Annotated in this window: 15 protein-coding genes and 1 tRNA gene; 9 read left to right on the top strand and 7 right to left on the bottom strand. The window is 66.9% G+C overall.

The genetic code is table 11. The annotated features are described in order from the left end of the window. Positions 1-199: 199 nt before the first annotated feature. From fbp to KQH53_18520, 9 genes are all read left to right on the top strand, one after another. Positions 200-1,219, top strand: coding sequence for a class 1 fructose-bisphosphatase (gene fbp, locus KQH53_18480; protein MCB2228670.1), 1,020 nt, complete (start codon positions 200-202; stop codon positions 1,217-1,219). Next, entirely contained in the window at positions 1,200-2,252 is a 1,053-nt protein-coding gene (gene tsaD / locus KQH53_18485) for a tRNA (adenosine(37)-N6)-threonylcarbamoyltransferase complex transferase subunit TsaD (protein ID MCB2228671.1), read from the top strand. Before fbp ends, tsaD begins: the two co-directional genes overlap by 20 nt. After that, positions 2,252-3,103 carry a 16S rRNA (adenine(1518)-N(6)/adenine(1519)-N(6))-dimethyltransferase RsmA gene (rsmA, locus tag KQH53_18490; protein ID MCB2228672.1) on the top strand — a complete coding sequence of 284 codons (852 nt, stop codon included), beginning with the start codon at positions 2,252-2,254 and terminating at the stop codon, positions 3,101-3,103. The genes tsaD and rsmA overlap by 1 nt, the downstream gene beginning before the upstream one ends. Before the next feature lie 57 nt (positions 3,104-3,160). Then, positions 3,161-3,730, top strand: coding sequence for a hypothetical protein (locus KQH53_18495; protein MCB2228673.1), 570 nt, complete (start codon positions 3,161-3,163; stop codon positions 3,728-3,730). Positions 3,731-3,959: 229 nt separating this feature from the next. Next, positions 3,960-4,814: a pantoate--beta-alanine ligase gene (gene panC / locus KQH53_18500; protein ID MCB2228674.1), complete on the top strand. Its 855-nt coding sequence runs from the start codon at positions 3,960-3,962 to the stop codon at positions 4,812-4,814. Between the two features lie 8 nt (positions 4,815-4,822). After that, complete coding sequence (locus KQH53_18505; protein ID MCB2228675.1) at positions 4,823-5,212, top strand: aspartate 1-decarboxylase; 390 nt, start codon at positions 4,823-4,825, stop codon at positions 5,210-5,212. A 221-nt stretch (positions 5,213-5,433) separates the two neighbouring features. Continuing rightward, complete coding sequence (gene metK, locus KQH53_18510) at positions 5,434-6,612, top strand: methionine adenosyltransferase (GenBank protein MCB2228676.1); 1,179 nt, start codon at positions 5,434-5,436, stop codon at positions 6,610-6,612. A gap of 16 nt (positions 6,613-6,628) precedes the next feature. After that, complete coding sequence (gene ahcY, locus KQH53_18515) at positions 6,629-7,885, top strand: adenosylhomocysteinase (protein ID MCB2228677.1); 1,257 nt, start codon at positions 6,629-6,631, stop codon at positions 7,883-7,885. Between the two features lie 78 nt (positions 7,886-7,963). Further along, positions 7,964-8,038 (top strand) — tRNA-Thr (locus KQH53_18520). Positions 8,039-8,244: 206 nt separating this feature from the next. On the opposite strand, the gene KQH53_18525 is transcribed toward KQH53_18520, so the two are convergent. The 7 genes from KQH53_18525 to KQH53_18555 form a co-directional block, all read right to left on the bottom strand. Then, positions 8,245-9,399, bottom strand: a complete 1,155-nt coding sequence (locus KQH53_18525) for a hypothetical protein (GenBank protein ID MCB2228678.1) — start codon at positions 9,397-9,399, stop codon at positions 8,245-8,247. Positions 9,400-9,711: 312 nt separating this feature from the next. Next, on the bottom strand, positions 9,712-10,254 hold the full coding sequence (locus KQH53_18530; GenBank protein ID MCB2228679.1) for a GNAT family N-acetyltransferase: 543 nt from the start codon (positions 10,252-10,254) through the stop codon (positions 9,712-9,714). A gap of 12 nt (positions 10,255-10,266) precedes the next feature. Then, positions 10,267-11,241 (bottom strand): hypothetical protein, encoded by a 975-nt coding sequence (locus KQH53_18535; GenBank protein MCB2228680.1) that lies wholly within the window; start codon positions 11,239-11,241, stop codon positions 10,267-10,269. 10 nt (positions 11,242-11,251) lie between these two features. Next, on the bottom strand, positions 11,252-12,259 hold the full coding sequence (locus KQH53_18540; GenBank protein ID MCB2228681.1) for a D-alanine--D-alanine ligase: 1,008 nt from the start codon (positions 12,257-12,259) through the stop codon (positions 11,252-11,254). 25 nt (positions 12,260-12,284) lie between these two features. Continuing rightward, on the bottom strand, positions 12,285-13,571 hold the full coding sequence (locus tag KQH53_18545) for a KamA family radical SAM protein (protein MCB2228682.1): 1,287 nt from the start codon (positions 13,569-13,571) through the stop codon (positions 12,285-12,287). Positions 13,572-13,675: 104 nt separating this feature from the next. Beyond that, entirely contained in the window at positions 13,676-14,275 is a 600-nt protein-coding gene (locus KQH53_18550) for a peptidoglycan-binding protein (GenBank protein ID MCB2228683.1), read from the bottom strand. Between the two features lie 146 nt (positions 14,276-14,421). Beyond that, complete coding sequence (locus KQH53_18555; GenBank protein MCB2228684.1) at positions 14,422-15,825, bottom strand: sigma-54 dependent transcriptional regulator; 1,404 nt, start codon at positions 15,823-15,825, stop codon at positions 14,422-14,424. Between the last annotated feature and the right edge of the window lie 7 nt (positions 15,826-15,832).

Here is a 15,832-nt window from a genome sequence, read left to right on the forward strand (position 1 = left end):
GCTGCGGCGGCCGGTTCCTGCCTGCGGCTTATATCAAATAGAGACCAAGGGGCTGGGCCTCAGCGCGAGGCCCGGCCCTTTTTGTTAGTGGTATCTCCCTGAACTCGCCCACCGGCCCAGGGGCGGCTTTTGTGTTAAATTAGGGTCACACCTGATTGGCAAGCGGCGATGCGAGCGCCGCCGGGCAAGGAGGACGGCCATGAATTCGAGCGCTGGCGTAACTATCACCAACCACATCCTGGACCAGCAGAGCGCCCACGCCGGGGCCACCGGCGCCTTCACCCACCTGCTCAACGAGATCGTCATGGCCGCCAAGATCATCAACAGCGAGGTGAACAAGGCCGGGCTGGTGGACATCCTGGGCAGCACCGGGCGGCGCAACGTGCAGGGCGAGACGGTGAAAAAGCTCGACGAGTTCGCCAACAGCCTGATGGTGGACCGCCTCTACCGCTCGGGCCACGTGGCCATGCTGGCCTCCGAGGAAGACTCCGACCCCATCGAGCCGCCCCGGGGCTGCACCCTGGGCGACTACATCGTCACCTTCGATCCCCTGGACGGTAGCTCCAACATCGACGCCAACGTGTCCATCGGCACCATCTTCAGCATTCTCAAGCGGCGCAGCAAGGGCCCGGAGTGCGACCTTTCCGACTTCTTGCAGCCCGGCACCCAGCAGGTGGCCGCGGGCTACGTGCTCTACGGCTCCTCCACCATGCTGGTCTACTCCACGGGCAACGGCGTGTCCGGCTTCACCCTGGACCCCTCGGTGGGCGAGTTCCTGCTCAGCCACCCGGACATCCAGGTGCCTTCGCGCGGCAAGATAGTCTCGGCCAACATGGGCTATTGGGACTACTGGAGCGAGGGGCTCAAGAGCTACTTCCGCTACCTGCGCACCAAGACCGACGACAAGCCGGTCTACTCCCTGCGCTACATCGGCTCCATGGTGGCCGACATCCACCGCACCCTCTTGTACGGCGGGGTGTTCCTCTATCCGGCCGACTCCAAGGACCCCAAGAAGCCCTGGGGCAAGCTGCGCCTGCTCTACGAGTGCAACCCCATGGCCTACCTCATGGAGCAGGCGGGTGGCGCGGCCTCCACCGGCGAGGGCCGGGTCTTGGAGGTGGACCCCACCGACCTGCACCAGCGGGTGCCTTTTATCGGCGGCAGCGCCCAGGACGTGGCCGAGGCCGTGGCATTCATTAGTGGGCAACGCAGCGAATAGCAACGACCCGGGCCGTCTGGTCCTGGGCATCGAAAGCTCCTGCGACGAATCCGCCGCCGCCGTGGTGGCCGACGGACGCCGGGTGCTTTCCTCCGTGGTGGCCAGCCAGGTAAAGGACCACGCCCCCTTCGGCGGGGTGGTGCCCGAGCTGGCCAGCCGCCGCCATTTGGAAAATCTGGCCCCGGTGGTCTCCGCCGCGCTGAGCGAGGCGGGCCTCACCCTGGACGGCATAACCGGCGTGGCAGTCACCCAGGGGCCCGGGCTCATCGGCGCGCTACTCATCGGCCTGAACCTGGGCAAGGCCCTGGCCTGGAGCCGGGGGCTGCCCCTGGTGGGGGTCAGCCATCTGGAGGGCCACCTGGCCGCCTTGTCCCTGGGCGAGGAGCCCCCGCCCTATCCCTTCCTGGCGCTCTTGGTGAGCGGGGGGCACACCTCCCTGTTCCTGGTGCGCGGGCCGGGGGGGCAAGAGGAGCTGGGCTGCACGGTGGACGACGCGGCGGGAGAGGCATTCGACAAGGTGGCCAAGCTCTACGGCCTGGGCTATCCCGGCGGGGTGATCATCGACCGCATGGCCGCCCAAGGCGACCCCAAGGCCATCCAGCTGCCCCGTCCCCGTCTGCACGACGGCACCCTGGACTTCAGTTTCTCGGGGCTCAAGAGCGCGGTGGTGCGCTTCCGCGAGGCCAATCAGGGGGCGGACTATCGCATCGAGGACCTCTGCGCCGGCTTCCAGGAGGCGGTGGTGGAGGTGTTGGTCAAGAAGACCCTGGCCGCGGCCAAGCAGCACGGGGTGAACCACCTGGCCCTGGCCGGGGGGGTGGCGGCCAACCAGCGCCTGCGCGCCGCTCTGGCCCAGGCGGCCGAAGAGGCGGGCATGGGGGCCACCCTGCCGCCCCTGAACCTCTGCACCGACAACGCGGCCATGATCGCGGCCGCGGGCTGCCACCACCTGCGGGCCGGCCGCCGCATGCCGCTCACCGCCGACGCCATCAGCCGCCTGCCCCGGGGCGGGGCCCTGCCGCCGGACGCCTGATGCATCCCGCCGCCATACTAAAGGCCCACGGCCTGCGCGCGGGCAAGAAGCGCGGCCAGAACTACCTCACCCAGCCCCCCACCGCCGAGGCCATCGCGGTGGGCGCGGGCATCGCGCCCGAGGACACCGTGCTGGAGATCGGGGCGGGCCTGGGTGCGCTGACCCTGCCCCTGGCCGCCAAAGCCAAGCGGGTCATCGCCCTGGAGGTGGACCGGGGCATCTTCGCGGCCCTGGGCGAAGTGCTGACCGAAGCCGGGGCCAGCAACGTGGAGGCCCGCCTGGCCGACGCCTTGCGCTTGGACTGGGAGGCCCTGGCCACCGAGGTGGAGGGCCCCCTGGTGGTGGTGGGCAATTTGCCCTACAGCATCTCCAGCCCGCTCTTGTTCGACCTGCTGGAACACCGCGCCCTGTGGAAAGGCGCCACCCTGATGCTGCAAAAGGAGCTGGCCGTGCGCCTGGCCAGCGGCCCCGGCGGCAAGGACTGGGGACGTCTGTCGGTGCTCGTGCAGATGTGGTGCCAGGTGCGCGCGGGCCAAGAGGTGGGGCCGGGGCAGTTTTTCCCCCGTCCGGCGGTGGCCAGCGCGGTGGTGCATCTCATCCCCCGCTCCGCCCCGGCGGCGGACCTGGGCGGCCCCGGCGGCGAGGCGTTCTTAAGCCGCGCGGTCAAGGCCGCCTTCAGCCAGCGGCGCAAGACCGTGGCCAACAGCCTGGCCGGGGGCCTGCAAATGCCCCGCGAGGGGGCCCTGGCCCTGCTGGAGGCGGCGGGCATCGAGCCCACCCGCCGGGCCGAGACCCTGAGCCTGGCCGAGTTCGCGGCCCTGGCCCGCGCCCTGGCCGCCGCATCAGCCTGAACACCTGTGTCATAATTAAAGGGTAGGGGGTTTTCAATCGCGCGAGGAGGTTTCCCCGTGACGCCTAAATCCTGGTCCCTGATCTGGCTGCTGGCCGCCCTGGCCCTGATCGCGGCCTGCGCCCCGCCTTTCGTCGACCCCGGCCCCAACCCGGCCCGGGTGGTGGTGAGCGTGAAGCGCACCCTCGACGCCCAGAGCGTGCAGAGCGCCATGCAGGCCCAGGGGCCCTTCCCGGGCCGCGCGGTGCGCTTCGATGGCTTCACCGGGCCCTTCTGGGGCCTCAGGGTGGAGATCAAGCAGCCGGACGGCAAGTGGTTCCGCCTGCCCCTGGCAAAAGGCCAGGGCGATATGCCCGACGGCTACAGCGTGGACATCCGGCGGGTGTTTTTGGCCCCGCCCGGCCGCCAGGAGTTGCGCTTCCGCCTGGAGGCCAACATCAACCGCTCCTGGCAGCAGCAGGTGGGCGACCCCTACGTCACCCGCAGCAACGCCGACGGCTCGGTCTATCAGGTCTACGACCCCCAGTTCGTGCCCCAGAGCGAGGCCATCTATTTGCTGGACCAGAAGCGGGAGCGCACCTTGGAGCTCAAGGGCGGCCAGGAGGTGGCGCTCAAGCCGTTCGACTAGACCTGGGGGGCTAACATATTCCCTTGCATCACCCAAATTCGGTGTTAGCTTTCGTTTGACAGGCCCCCGGGCCTGTGTTAGCAATTAAGCCGTCGTATTCCCAGGCCATCCCTTGACGGCGCGGCCGCTTGAGAGCCCATAAGGCTACGGGCAGGACCAAAGGCGCGGGATAGGGGAGGCCTCGAAGCTGCAACCGCTTGGATCGCAGGAGCGACCGGGACGGAAAGCGTTGTCGAACGAAATCACCGTAATACGTACGCCCCATGAGATGCGGGCCTATTCCGAGCAGGCGCGCTCGGCGGGCAGACGTGTGTCCCTGGTGCCCACCATGGGCGCCCTGCATGCCGGCCACCTCTCGCTGGTGGACTACGCCCGCGAGCACAGCGACGTATTGGTGGTGAGCATCTTCGTCAACCCCATGCAGTTCGACCGGGCCGACGACCTGGACGCCTACCCCCGCACCTGGGAGGCGGACTACGCCCTGTGCGTGGAGCACGGGGTGGACGTAATCTACGCCCCCACCGCCGGGGCCATGTACCCCGAGGGTTTCGCGACCAAGATAAGCGTGGAGGGCCTGAGCAGCGGCCTCTGCGGGGCCCACCGGCCGGGCCACTTCGACGGCGTGACCACCGTGGTGGCCAAGCTGTTCAACGCGGCGAAACCCCACCTGGCCGTGTTCGGCCAAAAGGACTACCAGCAGCTCAAGGTGATTGAGCGCATGGCCCGCGACCTGGACATGGGCCTGGAGGTCATCGGCCGGCCCACTCACCGCGAGGCCGACGGCCTGGCCATGAGCAGCCGCAACGTGCACCTGAGCCCCGAGGAGCGCGAGAACGCCCTGTGCCTGCGCCGGGCCCTGGACCTGGCCCGCGCCCTGGCCGTGGGGGGCGAAACCGACGTGGCGGCCATTGTCGCCGCCGCCAGCCAAGAGATAAACCAGACTCCGGGCGCGCGCCTGGAGTATGTGGAAGTGGTGGATGCCGAGCAGTTGTCCCCGCTGAGCCGCCTGGACGGCCCGGCCCGCATGGCCCTGGCCGTGTGGCTGGGCTCCACCCGTTTGATCGATAACGACGCCCTTAACTGAGGACGATCATGCAACGTCATATGTTCAAGTCGAAATTGCACCGCGCCACGGTAACCGAAGCCGAGCTGCACTACGAGGGCAGCCTGTCGGTGGACCAGGACCTGATGGACGCGGCCGAGATGATCCCCCACGAGATGATCGCGGTCTACAACATCAACAACGGGGAGCGCTTCGAGACCTACATCATCCCCGGTCCCCGGGGCAGCGGCGTGTTCTGCCTCAACGGCGCGGCCGCCCGCAAGGGCGAGGTGGGCGACAAGATCATCATCGTCACCTCCTGCTGGCTGGATGAGGCCGAGCTGGCCGCCCACCAGCCCCTGTCGATCCTGTTGGACGACAACAATAAGATCGCCAAGATCACCCGCGAGGAAAAGCACGGCCTCCGGGTGGCTCAATAAGCCTTTTCCGGCCGGCCCCTTTCGGGCCGCCGTCCACATATCGGGCGCCGCTCCCCGGCTGGGGGGCGGCTTCGCCTTTGCCCCGCCCCGCCCCCGCCGCCCCCGGTACGATCTGCCCCGGCCTCTAGCCGCCTTGCAAGCGCTCCGTTCCTTGACAACCCCCCGTACTGCGGATAAATTTTTGTACTTACTATAATTCGATCCAGAAGGAGGCTTGCGGGATGGGTGACAACTACCTGTTTTCCAGCGAATCGGTGACCGAGGGCCATCCGGACAAGGTCGCGGATCAGATCTCCGACGCTATTTTGGACGCCATGCTCAAGGACGACCCCGAGAGCCGCGTTGCCTGCGAAACCCTGGTCACCACCGGCATGGCCATGGTGGCCGGCGAGATAACCACCGAGACCTACGTGGACATCCCCGAGGTGGTGCGCAACACCATCAAGGGCATCGGCTACACCAACTCCTCCATGGGCTTCGACTGGGAGACCTGCGCGGTGCTCACCAGCATCGACAAGCAATCGCCCGACATCTCCCAGGGCGTCACCGCCGACACCAGCCTCTTCGGCGAACAGGGGGCCGGCGACCAGGGAATCATGTTCGGCTTTGCCTGCACCGAGACCCCGGAGCTGATGCCCGCGCCCATCCACTTCGCCCATCTGCTGGCCCGCCGCCTGGCCAAGGTCCGCAAGAACGGCTCCCTGGGCTTCCTTCGGCCCGACGGCAAGAGTCAGGTGACCCTGCAGTACGAGAACGGCATGCCCAAGCGGGTGGAGGCGGTGGTCATCGCCAGCCAGCACAGCCCGGACGTGAAATACGAGACGCTCAAGGAAGCCATCATCGACGAGGTGATCAAAAAGGTGCTTCCCCTGGAGATGCTCGACGGCGACACCAAGATGTTCATCAACACCACCGGCCGCTTCGTGGTCGGCGGCCCCCACGGCGACTGCGGGCTCACCGGCCGCAAGATCATCGTGGACACCTACGGCGGCCAGGGCAGCCACGGGGGCGGCTGCTTCAGCGGCAAGGACCCCTCCAAGGTGGACCGCTCCGGCTCCTACTACGCCCGCTACGCGGCCAAGAACCTGGTGGCCTCGGGGGTGTGCGACAAGTGCGAGGTGCAGGTGGCCTACGCCATCGGCGTGCCCGAGCCGGTTTCCATCCTGGTAAACACCTTCGGCACCGGCAAGGTGGACGAGGACAAGCTCTCGGCGGCCATGCCCAAGCTGTTCGACTTCAGGCCCGCGGCCATGATCCATCAGCTCAACCTCAAGCGCCCGGTGTACAAGCGCACCGCGGCCTACGGCCACTTCGGCCGCGAGGAAGAGGGCTTCACTTGGGAAGTCGCCGACCGGGCCGAGGCCATCAAGGAATTCTTCAACCTCAAGACCTCTTGCTGAGGCGGAGCCTTAAATAATGAAATGTGACATCGCCGATCGCGGCCTGGCCGAAAAAGGTCAATTGCGTATCGAGTGGGCCGGCCGCTCCATGCCCGTGCTCAAGCAGATTCGCGAGCGCTTCGAGAAGGACAAGCCCCTGGAGGGTGTGACCCTGGCCGCCTGCCTGCACGTGACCACCGAGACCGCCAACCTCTGCGACACCCTCAAGGCGGGCGGGGCCGAGGTAGTCATCTGCGCCTCCAACCCCCTGTCCACCCAGGACGACGTGGCCGCCAGCCTGGTGGAGAACTCGGGCATCAGCGTCTACGCCATCAAGGGCGAGGACACCGAGACCTACTACCAGCACCTCAATGCGACGCTGGACGCCGCGCCCAACATCACCATGGACGACGGGGCCGACCTGGTCAGCCAGATCCACTCTGAGCGCAAGGACCTGATCAGCGGCATCATCGGCGGCACCGAGGAGACCACCACCGGCGTGATCCGCCTGCGGGCCATGGCCGCCGACGGCGTGTTGGCCTATCCCATCGTGGCGGTCAACGACGCCATGACCAAGCACCTGTTCGACAACCGCTACGGCACCGGTCAGAGCACCATAGACGGCATCATCCGGGCCACCAACCGCCTGATCTCGGGGAGCTACTTCGTGGTCTGCGGCTACGGCTGGTGCGGCCGCGGCGTGGCCATGCGGGCCAACGGCCTGGGGGCCAAGGTCATCGTCACCGAGGTGGACCCGCTGAGGGCCCTGGAGGCGGTGATGGACGGCTACCAGGTGATGCCCATCGCCGAGGCGGCCAAGATCGGCGACTTCTTCTGCACCGTCACCGGCGACATCGGCGTGATCCGCCAGGAGCACTTCGCGGCCATGAAGGACGGGGCCATCGTGGCCAACAGCGGCCACTTCAACGTGGAGCTGGACCTGGAGGGCCTGGCCGAGATCACCAAGCAGACCCGCGAGATCCGCGACTTCGTGGTGGAGCACACCATGAACAACGGCAACCAGGTCTACGTGCTCGGCGAAGGCCGCCTGATCAACCTGGCCGCCGCCGAAGGGCACCCCTCGTCGGTGATGGACATGAGCTTCGCCAACCAGGCCCTGTGCGCCGCCTACATGAAGGCCAACGCGGCGGACCTGGAAAAGACGGTCTACCCGGTGCCCGAGTTCATCGACGCCGAGGTGGCCCAGCTCAAGCTGGCCGCGCTCAACGTGGACATCGACGAGCTCACCGAGGAGCAGGAGCGCTACCTCAACTCCTGGACCATGGGTACGTAAGAAAAAAGGGCTCCCGACCCAAAACAGCCCAGGGCCCGGGTCGCATTTCGGCCCGGGCCCTTGTAAGATACCTCCCACGCCGGCGTAGCTCAGGGGTAGAGCAGCTGATTCGTAATCAGCAGGTCGACGGTTCGAATCCGCCCGCCGGCTCCAAGAATATTAGGCGGTTACGGCTAATGGCCGTGGCCGCTTTTTTGATGGGGTAAGCATTGGGTAAGCACGCGGCGCGGTTTCAGGGCCCCACGACCAAGCCATCGGCACGATCCGTTTATTAATGCTGCCCTGATGTCATCTAAGAGTTAAAAGGGGCCCGGCCTGCGCCGGGCCCCTGCGGGGTGATTTATGCGGTTAAGCTTGTCTTAGAAGACGAAGCGGAACTGCACGCCCAGCAGCCACTCGTTGCCCTGGCCGTTGCCGGTCTGGGGGCTGTCGCCGTAGTTGAAGTACGAGAACTCGGGGTGGACACCGAAGTTCTTGGTGAACTGGTAAGGCACGGCGATGAAGGCGCCCATGCGGACGTTCTCGTCCTTGGAGAAGCCGTTCTTGCCGGACCAGGCGTCGTTGGAGAAGTTCTCGTAGCCCACGCCACCGGTGATCATGATCTTGCCGATCTTGTACTCGCCGGCCAGGATACCACCGTAGATGGTGGTGTCGTCGATACCGCCGGTGGTGATGCCGTTGCGGTAAGGCTGGGTAAGGGCGACGGGGTAGAAGGGATACTCAGTCGCGAAGTTCACGCCGTAGTGGCCCTGGAACTTTAGGGTGAAGGCGCCGACAGTGTACTTGATCGGGAGCACGAAGGCCCAGGTGTTGTAGCTGTCGTCAAAGGCGCCGGTGCTGCCGGACTCATACTTGTGGTTCACGAAGTTGAAGCCCGGGTGAGCCATGAAGCCGCCGAACTTGAACATCAAGGTCACGCTGGCGCGGGGGAACATGAAGCTGCTGTCGGTGCCGGTGCCGAAGTAGTTGGTCTTCTGGCGCGGCTCTTCCAGCGCGAACTGGACGCCCCACTTGGCGGTGTTATAGGTGAACTGCACCTGAGGCACGCGGTGAGGCCACAGGAAGCCCCAGCCGAACATCAACAGGTGAGCGTTCTCGTTCAGGCCGACGTACTGACGCACGTGGTAGGCCAAGGAACCGAACCAGTTGTCGGTCTGACCAGCCAGGATACGGCAGTTGCCCACACGCCAATAGGCGTAGGCATAACGCAGGCTGACGCTGGCTTCGGGCTGCAGGCTCTTAAGGCCGAGCTCGATACGGCCACCCACGTTTTTGTCCACGCTGTAGAAGCGGGCCTGCAGGTAGCTGTGACCAGGCATGTTCAGGAACCAGGAGCCCACCGCGTCGGAGCCGTTGGTGGTGAGCTCTTCGCTTTTCTGCTGCCAGCCGATGTCGGTCAGCATACGAGCGGCCATCTGGAAGGTGTAGGTCGAGGGCGACACGTCCGCCAGGGCCGGGACCGCCACCGCCAACGCCATCACGGCCGCCATAGCCATGATAAGCAACTTTTTCATTTGACCAGTTCTCCACAAATGAGTTTATGCAGATGCGCCCTTAGCCTCCGGGTGCCCACCCGGAAAGGCGCATCCTTGCTAAGCCAGGCAGGGCGGCAGAATCACCCCAAACTGCTGCCTACCTTGGCGTCTAGCCGTCCTTTTCTCACATTCACGATAATCCAAAAAACCTCAACAAGTTGCCGGAAAATAACTATACAGGCGTCTGCCTACAAATTTTTTGCGAAAGCTTAACTTAAACGGCAATATTGCCGTGACGTATCGTTAAATAAGTCGCCGCCGGCTTGCCAATCTGCCGTCCCGCAGGCCCCTCTAGACCCGGTAGGCTTCGCGCCCGTCCTGGCCGTACCAGCCCCGGGTGAGCGTTTTTACGTAAATCACCTTGTCGTCGCCCGGGGCGTAGAAATCGGCCAGCACCGCCTGGGGGGCGTAGCCCCGCGCCTGGTAGAAATGGCGGGTGGGGCGGTAATGGGGCCGCGAGGAGGTCTCCACGTACATGCGCTCCCCGCCCATGCCCACGGCGCGTTGCTCGGCCAGCTCCAGCAAGGCGCTGCCCAGGCCCGCGCCCCGGCGCTCATTGTCCACCACGATCCAAAACAAATCCCAGGAGGCGGTGGTGCAGGCGATGGGCCCGTAACAGGCATAGCCCGCCAGCTCCGCGCCCGAGGGCGCGAAGATGAAATGGTAGCCGCTGGCCAGGCCCCTGGCCAGGCGCTCGCTGGCCAGCTCGGCGGCCACGGCCACCTCGTCGGGGCGGAAGAATCCGCTGTCCCTGGTTATGCGCTCCACCATCTCGGAGTCGCCGGGAAGAACTTCCTCGCGCCAGAGCTCGCCGGTTTGCGCGGTCGCTTGCATACTCGCTTACACTCACTTGCGGTGGGCATCGTCCAGGATGGCCGCCACCACCGCCTTTTGCTCCATGCCCGCCTGGGCCGCCGCGGCCATGAAGCCCGCGTCCGAGGCCAGACAGGGATTGGCGTTCACTTCCAAAATCCAGGGTCGGCCCAAGCGGTCCACCCGGAAGTCCACCCGGGCCCAGCCGCGCAGGCCGAACAGGGACCAGCAGGCCTTGGCCAGGCGGCCCAGCTCGCTGAGCAGCCACTGGTCGTCCGGGCCGAAGTCGTAGCGGCGGGGGGTGTGGTGATACTCGAAAGACCCCGCCTCCCACTTGGCGCGGTAACCCACCACCTTGAGCTGGTTGGCCGCGAAGCCGTCGAACACGATCTCCGCCGGGGGCAGCAGGCGCGGACCCCGGGGACCGGCCAACAGGGCCAGGTTGAACTCGCGGCCCTCCACGTAGGATTCGGCGAACACCGGGCCGCCCAGCTCGGCCGCCTTGGCGGCCAGGGCGTTGGCCAGGGCCTCCCCCCGGCGCACCAAGGAGCTTTGGTCGATGCCCAGGGAACCGTGCTCCCACACCGACTTGATGAGCCAGGGCCCGCTGGCCGTGCCCCGGCCCTCGCCGCGGATGCTGCGCCAGGCCGGGGTGGGCAGGCCCGCGCGGCGCAAGACCCGCTTGGCCAGGAGCTTGTGGGAGGTGAGGAGCATGGCCCGTCCTCCGGCCCCGGTGAAGCTCAGGCCCCGCTTGGAAAGCAAATAGGGCACCGAGGCGATGCGGCTGGCCCGGCCCAGGGGCTCCTCCACCAGGTTGAACACCGCACCCGGGCGCAGGGCGGCCAGGCGCGCTAGGCTCTCGGCGGGCGAGCCGCCCCAGGCGCTCAGCTCGGGCAGATGGCCCAGGGCCTTGAGGCAGGCCGCCGCCTCGCGGGCCTGGACCAGGTTGTCCTCCTGGTCCGGCCGCGCCCCGGCTTCCACCGCATCATGCAGAACCGCCACGCGCACGGCTTTGGCCTCAGTACAGGCCCGGGGCCGGACAGGGGCTCGCCATGAGCCGCCGCTCCAGGGCCGAGGCCACGATGCGCTCGATGAGCTTCACGTAGGGCATCTCCACCAGGCCGCAGAGGATGGGCAGGTCCGAGTGCTCGGGGTGCAGCCCGGCCAGGGGGTTCACCTCCAGGAAGGAGGGCTTGCCCGCCGCGTCGCAGCGCAGATCCACCCGCCCGGCGTCGCGGCACTCCAGGCCGCGCCAAGAGGCCAGGGCCAGCTCGCCGGCCTCCCCGGCGATGGCGCCCTTCACCCGGCGGTAGCTCACCAGGCTCTCGCACTCTTCCTTGTTGCGATAGGAATAGACCTCCGCGTCGGCCCCGGAGCGCAAGAGAACCTCCATCACCCCTATGATCCGCGCCTTGGGGCCGGTGCCCACGATGCCCACCGTGAACTCCCGGCCGGGCAAGAAGCTCTCCACCAATACCGGCTGGCCGTAGCGGGCGATGAGCTCGGCGCATACCGCCGCGAGCTGCTCGCGGCCGGTCACCTTGGAGGCCGCCTCCACCCCGCGCCCGGTGCCCTCGGCCACCGGCTTGGCGAACAGGGGCCAGCCCAGGTTGACCGACGCGGCCTGAGAGGGCTCGGCCACCACCGCGAAGTCCGGCGTGGCCAGGCCCAGGTCGCGCACCACCCGCTTGGCCATGCCCTTGTGCAGGGTGAGGCTCAGGGTCATGGGGTCGGAGAAGGTGTAGGGCAGGCCGTAGTATTCCAGCAGGGCCGGCACCAGGGCCTCGCGGCCGTAGCGCCCCAGGCCCTCGGCGATGTTGAACACCAGATCCCAGCGCTCGCCCTGAGACAGGCTCGCCACCAGCGAGGGCAGGGAGCCGATGCGCACCGGGTCATGGCCCAGCGAGGCCAGGGCCTGCTCGATGCCCTCGATGGTGCGGGGGCTGTCGAACTCGGCCACCTGCTCCTCGCTGTAGCCGCGCTCCAGGTATTCCGCGCGCAGATCGTAGGTAAGGCCAATGCGCATGGCCCTATTCCTTTCCTGGCCGCCTTCAGCAGGCCGCCGGGCCCAGGTCGCCGCCGCAGTCGGGATAGGTGTAGGTCCCGCCCGCGTAGTTTTTCAACACCAGGTCGTTGCCGTTTTTGCCCACCACTGCCTCGGGGTACAGGGCCACCTTGCCGCCGCCGCCCGGGGCGTCGATGACAAAGGTGGGCACCGCATAGCCGCTGGTGTGGCCCCGAAGGCCCTTGATAATCTCCAGGCCCTTGCTCACCGGGGTGCGGAAGTGGGACGAGCCCACGATGGGGTCGCACTGATACAAATAGTAGGGGCGCACCCGCATCTTCAAAAGGCCCTGCATCAGCTTGCGCATGGTCTCCACCGAGTCGTTCACCCCGGCCAGGAGCACCGTCTGGCTGCCCAGGGGGATGCCCGCGTCGGCCAAACGGGCGCAGGCCCGCGCCGTCTCCGGGGTCAGCTCCGCCGGGTGGGTGAAGTGCAGGCTCATGAACAGCGGGTGATAGCGTTTGAGCTTTTTCACCAGCTCGGCGGTTATGCGCTGGGGCAACACCGCCGGGGTCTTGGTGCCCAGGCGCAGCACCTCCACGTGGGGTATGCGCCTGAGGCGGCCCAAGAGCCACTCCAGCCGGTCGTCGGCCATGGTCAGCGGGTCGCCGCCGGAAATGAGCACGTCGCGCACCGAGGGCGTGGCCTCGATATAGGCGATGGCCCGTTCCATGGCCTCGCGGCTGTGCACCGGCCCGTGGCTCTGATGGCCCACCAGGCCCACCATGCGCGAACGGGTGCAGTAGCGGCAGTAGGCCGCGCAAAAGCCGGTGGAGAGAAACAGCACCCGGTCGGGATAGCGGTGCACCAGACCCGGGGCGGCCATGTCGTGGTCCTCGCCCAGGGGGTCGGAGCTCTCGCCGGGGCCGGTCACTGCCTCGAACCAGGTGGGCACCATGGTGCGGCGCAGGGGATCGGCCGGGTCAACCGGGTCCATGAGGGACAGATAATAGGGCGTGATGCCCAGGGGCAGCTTGCCGGGGCAGGTCGCGAAGGCCCGCTCCTCGGCCGGGGCCAGCTTCAGATAGCGGGACAGGCCCGCCAGGCTGGTGACCCGGTTGCGCACCTGCCAGTGCCAGTCGTTCCAAAGACTGGTGGGCAGGCCGGGGAAGTGGCGGCGGCGGAAGGCCGCGGCGCTTCGTCCCGTGGAAACGATGGCCTTGTCCGGGGCAAAAGGCTCGATAGCCGGAATCGCCCGCGGGATCTGGCCGGTTTCAGGCCAGCCTTGGTGGGGAGGCTCCAGGGCGTGGGCGCTGTTTTCGCTGCTTTTCATCTGTCACCCTCGTCGAGATCAAAAAATGTCTGTTTATCAAGCGGGTGCGCTGGTCTTGCCGGGCCCCCCGCCCGGGCAGGGCCCGGACGGGGAGTTTCCCTTGATTACTTGAGGCCCAGGGCGGCCTTGGTAGCCTTGTCCACCTTGCCGGTGACCTTCAGGCCCTTGGCCTTCTGGAAATGCTTCAAGGCCATCTTGGTTTTTTTGCCCCATACGCCGTCCACCTTCAGCTTGGCGCCGTTGGCGTTCAGGGCGTCCTGCAGGACGCGCACCTTGGGGTTGACCTTCACGGCCTTCATGCCCTTGGCCTTCGCGGCCGGGGCCGCCTTGGCCGGAGCCGCCTTGGTCACGGCGGGAGCGGCCGGAGCCGCCTGCTCGGCGGCCATGGCCAACGGAGCGGCGCACAGAGCCATGCTCACCATCGTCGCCAGGGCCAGGCCCGTGATCTTGCCTTTGCTGCTTTTGCTCATCTCAAACCTCTCGATCAAAATGGTTTTTGCTTCAGCCAGGCACTCCACCCGGCCCCAGACCGTAACCTCGCGCTTCAGGCGGCCCAGGAGTTCCTCTCCCCGGCCGCCGGGCGCCACCCGGTAGGTGGCCTCGTCAAAGGCGGCGATGGCCACGGCCTTCGCCTTGCCCTTGTCGTCCCACTCCACCGGGATGACCAGCCCCGTGATCTTTTGGATTGCGGCTTTGGCGCCCACCTTGTGTCCTTTCCCACGCAGCGAGGTCTCGCCCGGGGAAGAGCAATCAATGTGCCATATTGCAACTGTCTGTTTTTGCGGGGATTTAAGCGGTAGGGCCCGACAGGAAAAAACAAAGGGGAACTAGAATTTCCCTTGGAGGAAGCCTACTTGAAATCGCGGGCCGAGAGGCTGTACTTGGTGAGCAGGTTCCGTAGCTGGCGGGTGGTGATGCCTGCCTGGGCGGCGGCCTGATCCATCCGGCCATTTTTGGCGGCCAACAGGCCTCGTAGATAGCGGCTCTCCACCTCTTCCACCGCCCGGCGGCGCGCCTCGGCCAGGCTCTGGCCTTCGCCGGGCTCGGAGTCCTCGCCGGGGTGCTCCAGGGCCATGAGGTCGGCCGGGAAGCTGGCCGGGGACAAGCGGCGGCCCCGCTCCAGGATGTAGGCCCGCTCCAGGAGGTTTTCCAGCTCGCGGATGTTGCCCGGCCAGGCGTAGGCGGCCAGCGCCTGCATAACCTGCTCGTCCAACCCGCTGATGTTTTTGCCGTAGTTGCGGTTGAGCCGCTCCAGGGGAGTGCTGACCAGCAGGGGCAGGTCCTCGCGGCGGGCCCGCAGGGGGGGCAGCTCGATGGCAAAGACGTTGAGCCGGTAATAGAGGTCGTCGCGGAAGCCGCCCTCGCTGATCTTCTTGGCCAGGTCCACGTTGCTGGCCGCCACCACCCGCACGTCCACCGAGATGTCCGACTCCCCGCCCACCCGGCAGAAGGAGCCTTCCTGCAATACCTGCAAAAGCTTGATCTGGGCCGAGGGCGAGATGGTGCCCACCTCATCCAGGAAAATGGTGCCCTTGTCCGCGATCTGGAACTTGCCCAGCTTGCGGCGCTCGGCCCCGGTAAAGGAGCCCTTTTCGTGGCCGAAGAGCTCGCTTTCCACCAGGGTGTCGGGCATGGAGCCGCAGTGCACCGCCACGAAGGGCCCGCCCGAGCGCGAGGAGTGCATGTGGATCAGCCGGGCCAGCATGCTCTTGCCCGTGCCGGTTTCGCCGGTGATCAGCACCGTGGCTCGGGTGGGGGCCACCATCTCCAGCTTTTCGTAGACCTCGCGCATGAGCGGGGAGCGGGTGCGCACCAGGCCCTGGGCCTCGCCCCGCCAGAAGCTCTCGCGCAGATACTCCAGCTCTTGCTCGATGCGCTTGCGGTCGGCCAGCCCGGCCATGACCAGCTCCACCTCGTGGGGGTCCACCGGGTAGGTGAGGTAGTTGTCCGCCCCGGCCTTGACCACGGACACGGTCTGGCGGATGCGTTCCGGCGGGGTGAGCACGATGAGGGGAGGCCCCCCGGAGCGGCGGAAGCGTTCCAGGGCCGCGGCGTAGTCGGGCTCCTCACCCTCGGGAAGCAGGGAGGTGATGAAGCCGATATCCACCAGGGCTAGGTCGAAACGGCGGCGGCCCAGCAGGTCCAGACAGGCCTGGGCCGAGGCGGCGTCTTCCAGCCGTTCCCCGTGCTTGAGGGCCTTGCGCAGGCTGGCCTTGACCGTGGTCTCCGGTGTGGCCACCAGCAATGATTTCATTTCCCAC

The sequence above is a fragment of the Desulfarculaceae bacterium genome (genome assembly GCA_020444545.1).
Lineage (GTDB): Bacteria > Desulfobacterota > Desulfarculia > Desulfarculales > Desulfarculaceae > Desulfoferula.

Excerpts from the sequence above, each read along its gene's own strand:
- fbp (MCB2228670.1), top strand. The coding sequence starts at position 200 with ATGAATTCGAGCGCTGGCGTAACTATCACCAACCACATCCTGGACCAG.
- rsmA (MCB2228672.1), top strand. The coding sequence starts at position 2,252 with ATGCATCCCGCCGCCATACTAAAGGCCCACGGCCTGCGCGCGGGCAAG.
- KQH53_18505 (MCB2228675.1), top strand. The coding sequence starts at position 4,823 with ATGCAACGTCATATGTTCAAGTCGAAATTGCACCGCGCCACGGTAACC.
- metK (MCB2228676.1), top strand. The coding sequence starts at position 5,434 with ATGGGTGACAACTACCTGTTTTCCAGCGAATCGGTGACCGAGGGCCAT.
- ahcY (MCB2228677.1), top strand. The coding sequence starts at position 6,629 with ATGAAATGTGACATCGCCGATCGCGGCCTGGCCGAAAAAGGTCAATTG.
- KQH53_18525 (MCB2228678.1), bottom strand. The coding sequence starts at position 9,399 with ATGAAAAAGTTGCTTATCATGGCTATGGCGGCCGTGATGGCGTTGGCG.
- KQH53_18530 (MCB2228679.1), bottom strand. The coding sequence starts at position 10,254 with ATGCAAGCGACCGCGCAAACCGGCGAGCTCTGGCGCGAGGAAGTTCTT.
- KQH53_18540 (MCB2228681.1), bottom strand. The coding sequence starts at position 12,259 with ATGCGCATTGGCCTTACCTACGATCTGCGCGCGGAATACCTGGAGCGC.
- KQH53_18545 (MCB2228682.1), bottom strand. The coding sequence starts at position 13,571 with ATGAAAAGCAGCGAAAACAGCGCCCACGCCCTGGAGCCTCCCCACCAA.
- KQH53_18555 (MCB2228684.1), bottom strand. The coding sequence starts at position 15,825 with ATGAAATCATTGCTGGTGGCCACACCGGAGACCACGGTCAAGGCCAGC.